Raw genomic sequence first — 10476 nt, forward strand, 5'->3', positions numbered from 1 at the left:
AGATCAGTGCGCGGACGACTGACCCGCGCCGCAACCTCCCTCACCCACAGGTAGCGGCTCGTGGGCAGGTGGCTGGTCGACTCGGAGCCGCTTGCGCCGCGGTCGACGCCCGGCGTCGGCCGGCCCCGTCCTACCGATCGGCCGCGACGCGTTCCGGGCCGGAAGTCGCCTTGTGCAGGCTTCGGTCGGACACCCGGCCCCACCAGAGTGTCGGGCCGGGCCGGTCATCGCTGTCGCTGTTCCGCCTTGGTCGGGGTCCCGCCCGCGCCGCCAGATCAGCCGTCCGGCAGATCAGATGCGCGGACAACGCGAGCGTCACCCCGTCCCTCGCCTCCAGCCGATGGTGCCGTCCGGCCAACAGGGGGCACCATTCCAGGTCAGCGTCGGCCACCACACCCGCAGCGACCTCCACAAGAAGATCTACATGACAGGCCACAGCGGGCGGCCCCCAACGGCCGGCCGACGCGCAGCTACGCCATGATCCAGACCAGGCGACACACAGAAGCACTGGTCAGCACCGGCCGACACGAACCCCCACCAGCACAGCACAGCGACAACGGAGCACCAACGGAGCACCAAGCTCCCACATCATGGAAGATCGTGGCATATCGCGGGAACGAATCAAGGCCATGATCGGCGTTTCCGCTGGTCATGACCTTGATTCGTGAAGTGCGCCCGAAGGGACTCGAACCCCTAACCTTCTGATCCGTAGACGACAAGCCAGACGGCCCAGCTTGCAGCCTTGATCAAGTCTCTTCACAGAGTCCGATTCGGTCGAATCGCCCTGGTTCCAGCATCTGTCAAGAATTTTCTTGCCATCGTCTCGCATGACGAGAGTCGCATCGGTGCCAATCGGTCTAGTGGCGCCCAGCGAGGCGATAATCGATCTCACGCCCGGTACGTTGGCGGGCACAATGAACGCCGTGCTCGCCGCCACCCGTACCCTGCTGACGTCTCTCGACCCGTTGCCGTACCGCACGCGGATGAACCGCCTCGCACAATGGGCGCGCACCGCGTCCGACCGCGTCCAGGTTTGTGCCGAACTGCGTGAGCAGGGCCCATACGAGCGGCACCTCGCCCTGGTCGCTGCGATGGTGGCCGGGGATAGTGACGGCATCACCGTAGCGGCGCGCGATCCTCAGCCGTCGATCAGGAGTGCCGCGCTCACCGCGGCGCTGCGCGCCGGCATCCCGGTCGGCGATATCACCGACCGGTCGGCGGCGGAGCGGCGGCGTGTCTATCGGGCACTGCGCCGTCGGCACGCGCCGGCCGTCGCCGAAACGCTGATCGGCGAGGTCCGCGCGCAGTTCAGTGACGAGGAGTCCGCCGCGCTGTTGCCGGCGTGCGGCGATGCGACGGTGCGGGCGTTGCTACCCGACCTGGAGCACGCGCTGCGTCTGGAGCGGCTGGTCCGGTGGCATTCCGGCCCATTGCTGGACCGGGTCCGCGAGCGGCTGGCCGCGACCCCGCCCGAGCTGAACGCACGGATCTGGGGCGACGCCGCCGCTGCGGTGCTGCGGTGTGACCCGGAGCAGGCGCTCGACCTGCTCGAACGGTACGCACCCGAGGAGTCGCTACCCGGCCCGCTCGACGCGTACGGAGTGCTCGCGGCATTTGACGCCAGCCGTGTCGCTCGTCTGCTGACCGCGCCCGGTCGCGCCGCCTGGCTGCGGCGGACCGTGCTGCCACCGGCCATGCTGCGACGGTTGACGGTGCTGCCCACCGACGAGTTGGTGCCCCTGGCCAATCGGCTCCGGGATCACAGCCGGGCTCTGGCGGCGCTGCTCGACGCTGTCGCGCCGGCACGGCGCGGGGAGCTGTACGACCGGGCCCTGGCCGAGGTCGACACGGCAGCGCTGGTGCCGGCGGCCGAGATCATGGAGGTGCTGCCGGCCGCGGTCCGGGTCCGCGAGGCGACCCGGGTGCTGGGTTTGGCGAAGATTCAGGAGCGGGAGGCCGAGGTTCGCGCCTGGCGTGCGTACCTGGCGTGGCCGGACGCGTCGGCGGCGCTGGACGTCGCGCTGCGCTCTGGGAACGCCGACGAGCGGGCGCATGGCTACGCCCTGTTGGTGCAGGCCGCCCGCCGCTCCCGTGACCCGCACGCGGTGGCTGAGGTGATCGTGCGGCTCGGCCGGCTGCGCAACGAGCAGGATCCGGTACGCGCCGCCGCGCTCACCGCGCTGGCGAAGGTGGCACCGCTGCTCACGGCGGACACGGCGGCCGGGCTCACGCAGCTGACCACCGACGCGGTCGACGCCCGCGACGCCTCCGCCACCACCACGACAGCGCTGAGCACCCTGGCCGCCGACGTCCTGCAGCACCACGTGACCGTGCCGCAGCTACGCGAGTGGGCGCTACTGACGATCGACCTGGTGAGCACCGGCGCGAGCGTGCCGGTGCTGCGCCGCTTCGACACCGTGCTGCGCCGCGGGCAGGAGACACTGGTCTTCGAACGGCTACGCGGCTGGGTCGAGGCCGGTATCGCCCGAGGCCGGTCCGGGCTGCTCTTCGCGCTCACCCACGCGCTCGGCAAGCGGGCCTGGCGGCTGCCACAGCTGCAGGACCTGCTGCGTCGGGCGATCGATTCGCAGGCGCTGCCGTCGGTGGCCCGCACGGCGATCGGGCTGTGGCTGGATGACCCGCGTACCCGTTCGGAACGGGTCGCCGAGGTGCTCGATGTCGATCCGACAGCGGTGACGATTCCCGAGGTGTGGGCGACGATCTGCGCCTCCCGCACCGACCTGCTCGACCGGGTACTCAAACGCCGCCCGCGGGGCCGGTTCGTTGAACCGGGGACGCGATGGGTGCCGGCCTGGGCGTTTCACGCCGAGCGTTGGCTGCCCCACCAGCAGGCCCGCTTCGTGGACCAGCTGGAGCTCATCATCGCCGACACCGAGCTGGGAGTGTGGCAGCGCGCGGCGGCGATCCGAGCAGCTGCCGGCGTTCCCGGCGCAGGCCGGAAGCTGGTGCTGCGCCACCTCGACGCCCCCGAGGTGCCGATCGCCGAAGCGGCATTGGGCGCGCTGGTCTGGACCGACCGGCCTGATGAGGAACTGCCGGTGCTGCTCCGCTACGCCGACAGTGACCGGGCGCGGGTCGCGCTGTACGCGGCCGGGCGGGCCGCCCGGCACGTCGCACCATCGCGGCTGGCCGAGGTGCTCTCCGAGGTGCTGACCGGGCCCGCGAAGATCACCAGCCGGAAGGAAGCGGCCCGGCTGCTGGCACGATACGGACCGCCACCGGTGATGGCGACGCTGCTCGACGCGTACCACCACCCGGACACGCACCGCGACGTGCGCGCGGCGATCGTCTCCGCCGTCCGGCAACGACTACAGACCGACGCGAGCTGGACCATCCTGCGCACCGCGGTCAACGGCAGCCGGGAGGAACGCCGCGCGGTCCTGGACGCGGACCCGTACACGATTCCGCAACGGCACCGCCCGACCTACGGCGCGCTCATCATCGAGGCCTGCCAGGTCGCCGACCGGGAAGTCCGACGCGCCGCGTTCCGGCAGCTCGGGCAATGGTCGCCGTGGCTGACCGGAATCACCGAACTCGTCGTGGACCGACTCACCGATTGCAACGAGACGATGGTGTCCACCGAGGTCGCCCACCTGCTCGATGCCGGCGGCGACGCCGTACTCGGCTCCGCACTGGCCCGGCTCGCCGACCTCGACGCCACCGACGACCATCCGGGTGACCCGGCCACGGACCGCCCGGCCCGACGCCGCATCGACCTCCTCGCACGCGGCGCGGCCATTCGATCCCGGCACCGGCCGACCGGCGTCGACCGGACCAGGCTGATCGAAGCGGCACGATGGCTAGCCGGTCATCCCGCCTTCGCCAGCACGGCTACCGGACTGATGGTCGACCTCGGCCGGCTGGACAATCTGGACGAGATCGCCGAACTGTGCGCGGGCCGGCCCGTCGTCGCGGTCCGCACCGCCGACCGCGTCGGCGCCCGCCTACAAAGCCTCCGCGAGCGGCCCGACTCCGATGCTCTGGCCGACGCCATCGCGCGACTGGCGAATCGCGGCGACCTCGCCAGCGGGCTGTTCGCAGTCGCGCTGGTTCGGCACGGAGCCAGCTTCGGGTGGAAGACGCCATGGCGAGACCTGCTGATCACGCTATGCCGACACCCGGACGCCGACGTACGCGAGCAGGCGTACGCCATCGACATGAGCTGACCACCCAACCAGCGAGCAGCCCACCGGTCGCGGACAGTTCCGCAGTTCGATGCGGTGCGGCGGGATCAGAGTGGGAGTGAGAGGAAAAGCGCAGCTGGATCCGATACCCACTGGTGACGAGCGAGCCGACCGTGAACGGCTCGATGAGTCGCTCGGTCTGCAGACCGTGGGCGGCGTGAAGTACGTCCAGTTCACGGCGCTGGCTCGGATGTTTCTGTTCTGGTTGGCGCGGGGATATGGGATGCGGGTTGCTGCCGGTGGTGGGCAGGATGGCCGGGTGCATTCCGCGATCTCGGTGACGCCGGCCCAACTGCCGGACCTGCTGCTGCATGTGGCGGTGGTCCGGCCGGTGTTCGTGTGGGGCGCACCGGGCATCGGCAAGAGTTCGCTGGTGCGTCAGTTCGCCGCCTCGCTCGGACTGGACTGCGTGACCCTGGTCGGCACGCAACTCGCGGCGGAGGACCTGATCGGGGTGCCGGAGTTGCGGGATGGCCGCAGCCGGTTCGCGCCACCCGAGTCGATCGCCCGCGACGAGCCGTACTGCCTGTTTCTTGACGAGTTGAACGCGTCGACGCCGGAGGTGCAGAAGGCGTTCTACTCGTTGATCCTGGACCGCCGCATCGGGGCGTACGAGTTGCCGGCGGGGTCGATCGTGATAGGTGCGGGTAACCGGGCGACGGACAACGCGCTGGCTCGGCCGATGGCTTCGGCGTTGGTCAACCGGCTGGTCCACGTGCATTTGCGGGCCAGTGTCGATGACTGGCTGGCGTGGGCGCGGGCCGCCGGCATCCACCGATGGGTGGTCGGCTACCTGGTGGAGCGTCCGGACCAGTTGTGGGTGAACCCGCCCAAGGTGGAAGAGGTTTTTTCCACCCCACGCAGCTGGCACATGCTTTCCGACGCGCTGCTGTCCTACGGCGACGAGATCGATGAGCAGACGCTACGGCTGTTGGCCGCCGGCACGGTGAGCCCCACCCACGCCTCCGGGTTCTGCGGTTACGTGAAGATCGTGCGGCACCGGTACGGGCTCGACGCCGTGGTGCGCGGGGATACGGGCTGGCCTACCGCGGCTGCCGACCGGGACTTGCTGTACTTCCTGGCGGAGGCGTTCCGGGCCAGGCTGGTCAAGGACCTGCCGGCGAGTAAGGAACACGCTTCGCCGGCGTTGCGGCAGTTCGCGCACCGGGCCAAGGCGCTGCTGGTCGAGCTGGCGGAGACGTCTCTGGAGTGCGCCCAGATGGTCATCGCGACCGGAGAGGACGGCGCACCGGTCCTGCCGGCATGGTTTCTGGTCGAGGTGAGCCGGGACCTGCCCCGGCTGGTCGCCGCCCGCGCCTGAGGCCGACCGCGATGGGGAGGAAGACGCGCGCGCAGATCGATCCGAACGTTGCCGCGTTCGAGGCCGCGTGGCGGAAGCTGACGGGCCACCCGATGTTCGCCCCGCTGCTGAACGTCCAAGTCGGCCCATGGCAGCGCACCGGTGTGCGGGCGGCGCTGGCCGAGGACCGCCAACTCCTGGCGGCAAACGCGATCGCCGTGGTCGACGCGCGCGGCATGATTCGGGCCAGCAAGGCACACCGGCTGAACGAGGACCAGTGGTCGTGGGTACTGGCGCACTGCCTGCTGCACCTCGGTTTCGGTCACCTCGCCCCAGATCGTCACGCCACCGACCCGGCGTACGGGGATGCGGCCTGCCTCGCGGTGGCACGGTTCCAGCGGGCCGTCAAACTCGGCACCGAGCCGGTGCTGCTGCCCGCCGAGCTGCCCACTGTCGATGAGTCGGTGCTGCTGCGGCAGTGGCGGCAAGCCGGCGTACCAGCCGAGTACGCGGGCTGCGGCACCGGCGGCCACGGATCAGACCTGATCCCACCACTCTTCGATCCGGACACCTCCGGCGCCGGTGCGCCGGACTGGCCGGCGCAGTTCGCGGTGGGGCTGTCCGCGGCGGCGACGGCGGCGGTGGACGTGGCGGGCGGGGCACGCAGCTCGCTGACCGACCCGGCCAGCCACCGGCAACCATGGCACCTGGCGATGAACTGGTTCCTGTCGTCCTATCCGCTGCTCGGTGCGCTGGCGTCCCGATTCACACTGATCGCCGACGCCGAACTCGCGCGAGCCTGGGACATCACGGTCGCCGCCGTGTCCCCAGCCGCCGGGGAGATCTACCTCAACCCGCTGCGGAACCTGTCGGCCATGCAGTGGCGGTTCGTGTTGGCGCACGAGATGCTCCACGCCGCGCTGCGCCACGGGGACCGGATCGGTGGACGCGACCCGTACCTGTGGAACGTCGCGGCGGACTACGTCATCAACGGCTGGCTGATCGAGATAGGCGTCGGTGAACCACCCGACGGACTGCTCTACGACCCGCAGCTGGCCGGCATGTCCGCCGAGGCGGTCTACGACCACATCGCCAAGGACCTACGCCGCCTACGCAAACTGGCCACCCTGCGCGGCACCGGCCTCGGTGACGTGCTCGGCGAACCCCTGCCATACCCCGGCACACCCGGGCGCGGAGTCAACCTGGACGACTTCTACCGGCGGGCACTGCTGGCCGGCTACGCCTACCACCAGCGGGAAGGCCGGGGACACCTACCAGCCGGGCTCGTCGCCGAGATCCGGGTTTTGGAACAGCCGCCGCTGCCGTGGGACGCTGAGCTGGCGCGCTGGTTCGACGAGTACGTTCCCTCCCCGCAACGTGCCCGCTCCTACGCCCGCCCGTCACGGCGGCAGGCCAGCACACCGAACATCCCTCGACCGGGCTGGCGGTGGCCCGACGAACCGGTACCCCGATGCACCTTCGGCGTCGTGCTGGACACCTCCGGATCCATGAACCACGAACTGCTCGGCAAAGCGCTCGGGGCCATCGCCTCATACGCCACCGCCCGTGACGTGCCCGCCGCCCGGGTCGTCTTCTGCGACGCGCACCCCTACGACGCCGGATACCTCCCGGTCGAGCAGATCGCCGGCCGGGTACGGGTCCGCGGGCGGGGCGGCACTGTGCTCCAGCCCGGCATCCACCTGCTGGAAACCGCCCCCGACTTCCCCACCACCGCACCGATCCTGCTCATCACCGACGGATACTGCGACGTCGTACGCATCCGGCGCGAACACGCCTTCCTCATCCCGGAAGCCGCCCGGCTACCCTTCACACCCCGCGGCCCAGTCTTCCGCCTACGGTAAGACGCACAACGACACAGCCTGAATCGCGGCATGACCGGATGTCAAGATCGATCCGGGACTGCAGCTCAGTCTGGCCGCGCCGCACAAGGCCGAGCTTGTAGAGCTGATGAAACGCGGCGTCCTGCCGGTCACCGGTCCCGACGGTGGTAGGCCACTGGAGTCATCGAGGACGAGGAAGCCGCGGGAAAGTCAGCGCGGATCGCACGGAGCGTGACGACCGCGCGGGTCCCGCGCACGATCGGCGGCAGATCCGTGCATCTGGCGGGGCCGGGGCTGTCGTGGCGGTCATTGCTCCATGGCCTCGGCCGGCATCATGGTCGGGACCGCCGGGAGTCGAGCACAGCAACCCTGCGTGACCCGGCCGTACGTCGGTAGCTGGCGTCGAGTAGCTCGTCGACCTCATCCCAGTCGGTGTCGCCGGTCAGATCCACCCCGATCCACCCGTAGGCACCCAGGTAGGCCGGCACGAAGCAGCGGTCTTCCCCCAACAGCGCCTCACGCTCGTCGGGATCAACCAACACGAGCACCGAATGTTCATGCTGCCGATAGACGCCGTCGACTTTCAACGATCCCCCGTAGTAGGCGAAGACCTTGGTGGTGAAGAAGGCGGGATGTCCGTGGGAAATCTTCTCGGCCGCGTCGGGAAAGGCCAGGGCGAGCGCCCGCAGCCGGCTCAGGAGCGGGTCTGACTCATCGAACATGATGGGGTGCGGCATATCAGAAGGTAAGCACACGGTGGACGGCTGTGGCGCCCTGCCGGCGGTAACCTGCACCAGCCGCCGCGGTCGACCTGCCAGTGCCTCGGCAAAGTCGTGATGGTGTCTGACTTGAGTGGACTGGAGTAGAAGCGCCGTTGTTGATGGCAGCGAGACGGGCATGACTGGTTCGAAGATCATCAAGGTTCCTACGCCGTGTTGATCGCCGAAGTGAGTCATGCCCGCCCTGCGCCGGTTTCGCTTGGTGTACGCGCAGGTCGGTGATGGCGTAGACGGCCTCGGTGGTGAAGCGTTTCGGTTGGTCCAGGCGTCGTCTGCGGCGGCGGATCTGCAGTGCTTGGGCGGCGTGTGGGAAGTCGATGCCGGTGGAGATCGTCAGGGCCTTCAAGGTGCGGATCTCACGGCGGCCGTGCCCACAGTCGGTGTCGCGGGTGGCGTCGGGGACGGCCCGCCAGGGCAGGCCGGCGAGTTTGGTATGCAAGCTCGGCTGGTTGCCCTTCACGGTCAGAATCCAGTGCGCGCCGCGTTCGGCGAGGTAGTCGACGTGCTCACGCTGGCAGTGCAGCGCGTCGGCGGTGATCACGGTGTCGCGCAGGTCGCCGATCTGGTCGAGCAGCGGTGCGAATCGGGTGATCTCATTGGTCTTGCCATCGACGTCGGTACTGGCCAGGACCACGCCGACAGCCTGATCACAGGCGGCCATCACATGCCGGGCCGTGTTGTCGGTGGTGCGCGAGCCGCGCAGGGTTTTGCCGTCGACCGCGATCGCTCGCCGGGACGTCGACGTGCCGACAGCAGCCCGGCCGGCAAGCCAGACGCTGGCCGCCGCGGTCAGTAGCTACGGGTCCATGGCCTGCAACAGCCGGCGGATCATCGCCTCGGACGGGCGTCGGTCCGGGGCCATACCCAGCGCGAGCGCGGTCGCCGCCGGCACGTCGGCGATCCACTCAGCGATCGCGGTGTACGAACGGTTGCCGGCCACCACCGCGCACACCGCAGCGGTCACCACCACCGTCAACCGGTGCCGCACGCCGCGCCGGGCACGCGGATCAGGCAGATCGGCCAGCGCTGCGAGCAGTCCGCCAGCGGCTTCGGACACGGTCAGTGCCGGTGCACACGACACCGACGAGATCAGCGATGATGGCAGGGCGGGCATGACTCACTTCGGCGATCAACACGGCGTAGGAACCTTGATGATCTTCGAACCAGTCATGCCCGTCTCGCTGCCATCAACAACGGCGCTTCTACTCCAGTCCACTCAAGTCAGACACCATCACGACTTTGCCGAGGCACTGGTCGACCTGCGGCTCCCACGGCGCCATCATCGCGGCACGTGAGTGCGCCTGATGCGTTGATGGCGCCACACGTGCGCTAATTCGAGCGGCCTTCAGTTCCTCAGCAACTGCAATTCTTCGCCCCAGCCATCGATTATGGGTTTGAGGACTGGTTCGGCACGTCCGCTGTCGAACGCGACGCACAGCGTTTCGATCCGCTCGAAAGTTGTGCGAATCGCTGAAGGGTCGCCATCCAGGGTGGCCGTCAGCAAGGCCAGCAATTCCTCGGCGCGCCAGTGCAGAAGCGGGTGCCGGCGGAGTTCCCATGGAAGGTACTTGTGGTACGGACGCACTCGTCCCTCCAGCGTGAAGATCACATCGAGTAGCCATGGCACGGACTCGGCAGCGTCGAGGCGACGTTCCAGCGGACGTCCGTCGCGATGGTTCTTGAGGGCGCGATAGGCGTAGTTGAGCCAGCCATCGAGCCTGACATGCTGGACGAGGATCGATTCCGCTTCGTCGGCCGTGACCGTGGCTTGACGACGCAGTGCGGATGCCAGCCGCCCTTCGGTTCGGTCGAACAGCACCGGGGCCCACGCGAACGACCAGCGGAACCACCAACCGTTGGTTCCGAATGGTGGAATCCGCTCCAAGTCGGAGATCGCCACGACCGTTTCATCGATCGTCGTCGAAAGACTTGTTTGTGATCCATGCATGCGGGTGTCGGCAAGGACGACGAATACGTCAAGATCGGACCTGTCGGTCGCCATGTCTCTGCCTGCGGAGCCGGACAGGACGAGTCCCAGGAGGTTCGCTCCATGATCTGCTTCGCTTCGGCGTGCCAGGTCGATGAGCAGATCGCATCGCTCCGCAGTGAGACCAGGCGCGAGTCGAAGGGCAACGACCGGGCCTGTCACACGTGCGATTCTGGCCCTTGAAGGATGACGTGTGCAACCAAGTTCTGCCGACGGAACGGCGTCCGATCATCGGCTAGATCAGTGCGCGGACGACTGACCCGCGCCGCAACCTCCCTCACCCACAGGTAGCGGCTCGTGGGCAGGTGGCTGGTCGACTCGGAGCCGCTTGCGCCGCGGTCGACGCCCGGCGTCGGCCGGCCCC

7 protein-coding genes are annotated in these 10476 nt (G+C 68.9%); 3 read left to right on the top strand and 4 right to left on the bottom strand.

Annotation, left to right across the window (positions count from 1 at the left end; genetic code table 11):
* Window positions 1–914: 914 nt before the first annotated feature.
* From E1193_RS25835 to E1193_RS25845, 3 genes are all read left to right on the top strand, one after another.
* The gene (locus E1193_RS25835) at window positions 915–4187 is read left to right on the top strand and encodes a hypothetical protein (protein WP_132185792.1); all 3273 of its coding nucleotides are present in this window, start codon (window positions 915–917) and stop codon (window positions 4185–4187) included.
* A gap of 295 nt (window positions 4188–4482) precedes the next feature.
* Complete coding sequence (locus E1193_RS25840) at window positions 4483–5526, top strand: MoxR family ATPase (protein WP_207922865.1); 1044 nt, start codon at window positions 4483–4485, stop codon at window positions 5524–5526.
* An 11-nt stretch (window positions 5527–5537) separates the two neighbouring features.
* Complete coding sequence (locus E1193_RS25845; protein ID WP_132185788.1) at window positions 5538–7367, top strand: hypothetical protein; 1830 nt, start codon at window positions 5538–5540, stop codon at window positions 7365–7367.
* A gap of 311 nt (window positions 7368–7678) precedes the next feature.
* Here E1193_RS25845 and E1193_RS25850 read toward each other — a convergent pair whose 3' ends face one another.
* The 4 genes from E1193_RS25850 to E1193_RS25865 all read right to left on the bottom strand — a co-directional run bounded on the left by E1193_RS25850 (window position 7679) and on the right by E1193_RS25865 (window position 10127).
* Window positions 7679–8083 carry an MmcQ/YjbR family DNA-binding protein gene (locus tag E1193_RS25850; protein ID WP_132185789.1) on the bottom strand — a complete coding sequence of 135 codons (405 nt, stop codon included), beginning with the start codon at window positions 8081–8083 and terminating at the stop codon, window positions 7679–7681.
* 1 nt (window position 8084) lies between these two features.
* Window positions 8085–8918: an ISAs1 family transposase gene (locus E1193_RS25855; RefSeq protein ID WP_132185790.1), complete on the bottom strand. Its 834-nt coding sequence runs from the start codon at window positions 8916–8918 to the stop codon at window positions 8085–8087.
* A gap of 3 nt (window positions 8919–8921) precedes the next feature.
* Window positions 8922–9239, bottom strand: a complete 318-nt coding sequence (locus E1193_RS33420) for a transposase family protein (RefSeq protein WP_243707900.1) — start codon at window positions 9237–9239, stop codon at window positions 8922–8924.
* A 231-nt stretch (window positions 9240–9470) separates the two neighbouring features.
* A complete protein-coding gene (locus tag E1193_RS25865; RefSeq protein ID WP_132185791.1) occupies window positions 9471–10127 on the bottom strand; it encodes a hypothetical protein in 657 nt (218 codons plus the stop codon).
* Window positions 10128–10476: the final 349 nt, after the last annotated feature.

Origin of the sequence: Micromonospora sp. KC606, from assembly GCF_004348675.1 — a bacterium.
Classification (GTDB): Bacteria; Actinomycetota; Actinomycetes; order Mycobacteriales; family Micromonosporaceae; genus Micromonospora.